Source organism: Vibrio sp. VP6, assembly GCF_028823755.1.
GTDB classification, from domain to species: domain Bacteria; phylum Pseudomonadota; class Gammaproteobacteria; order Enterobacterales; family Vibrionaceae; genus Vibrio; species Vibrio parahaemolyticus.
Genome location: NZ_JAPEID010000133.1, coordinates 1 through 1,468 on the forward strand (window position 1 = coordinate 1; position 1,468 = coordinate 1,468).

A 1,468-nucleotide genomic window follows, 5' to 3' on the forward strand; every position below is an offset into this window, starting at 1 on the left:
GCATATAGAGTTTTTACGCGACCATTTCTAGCATCTCTTCTTCTCCTAGTGGCGCTAAGTTTTCAAGTAATCTTTCTAAAACTATATTGTCCTTTTTTTGACCAAATGTGTAATTCCCTGCAAGCTGGATATGACGCCAAGCAACGGGAGAAAGACCGGCTATCAACTCCACGACTTTTTGGTTTCCTTCCTTCTCAAATTTTTCAATTAAGCTAGATAACAACGCCGAATTATAATAAATGATGCAGTTCGCAATGATCCTCGCACAGTCATTCCATTGTTCTATCTGATAATCATCCCCACCACGAAACTGATTTCCATTGATTGAAGCAATCGCTCGGCGCAATTGGTGATAGGCCTCACCGCGATTCAGAGCTTGTTGAACAAAGTGTCTAAGCTCTGAATCATCAACATAATCCAAAACGTAGAGGCACTTTATGAGCCGATCATATTCTCTAAGCGCCGCTAATGTTCGTTGATTCTGTTTACCATTAGATAGTTTCGTTATGATGGTACTCTGCGTCGTTGTTTTACGGCTTAGCGAACAGATAATTCTTTGAATATTATGCCACTCTCGCTTAATTAAGGAGGTGTTAAATGGCTTACGCAGCCTCAAAACGAACGCTTCTCCGTAATCAATCTCAAACAAATCATGGAAGACATTTTTAAACTTGGCATAGCGTGGAGCAAACTGGTATCCGAATAGGTCAAGGATCGCAAAGTTAACGTTATTGACGCCATGAGTGTCGGTGGCCAGAGTTTTTGGGTCTATATCACTGGTATTGTTATAGAGTAAGTCAAAAGCATGATGCGCTTCATACTCGTTCGCTGAAATGACTTTAGTGTTCACTGGTACGTGGTTTGATACTAGTGTGAGAGCCGAAACACCTTTTCCTTTACGGAAGTACTTTGCCGAGAATCGCGCTTTAAATGTGTTTATACGACAAGCATGTTTTTGACCATCAATACTACCAAACGGAGCTGATTCATTAATTGTGTAATAGCTGAATATTGGGAGCTTTGCCAAGGCATTGGAAATCACATCATTTGCGTTACTGGTGGTTTCTGGTCTGATATACCCATCATTCACTGATCTTAATACCCCAATAGCTCGGTCTGATATCGACGACATATGGTGTAAGCCATAATTGGAACCATTACCAAAAATACACGCCAATAAGTCTTCTTCTCTTGCCTTACTGCCTTGCTTTTTGGTCGCTATATTCTTAAATGCATCGAGATACCCCGTTTTCTGATGGACATAGTCCATGATTTCGATGATCCCCTTATGTTGGAGTTGGCTGTAGACAGGATTATCTACTTCCTCCTTCCAGCGCTTATTGGCAAGCTTCCAAGTGAGTTGATTTGATCTAGGTTGATGGACAACAAAATCATTTGCACCGTCATTAATGTTGCGGCTGACCACCTCCATTTTCTTACGTAAGGTCTGTGTTAAATTGGTAAGCGT

1 protein-coding gene is annotated in these 1,468 nt (G+C 41.1%); it reads right to left on the reverse strand.

Features of this window, described 5'->3' with window-relative positions:
- Positions 1 to 13 precede the first annotated feature (13 nt).
- Positions 14 to 1,468 (reverse strand): transposase (locus tag OU793_RS24435; protein ID WP_274647901.1); only part of this gene is annotated, 1,455 nt, incomplete at its 5' end.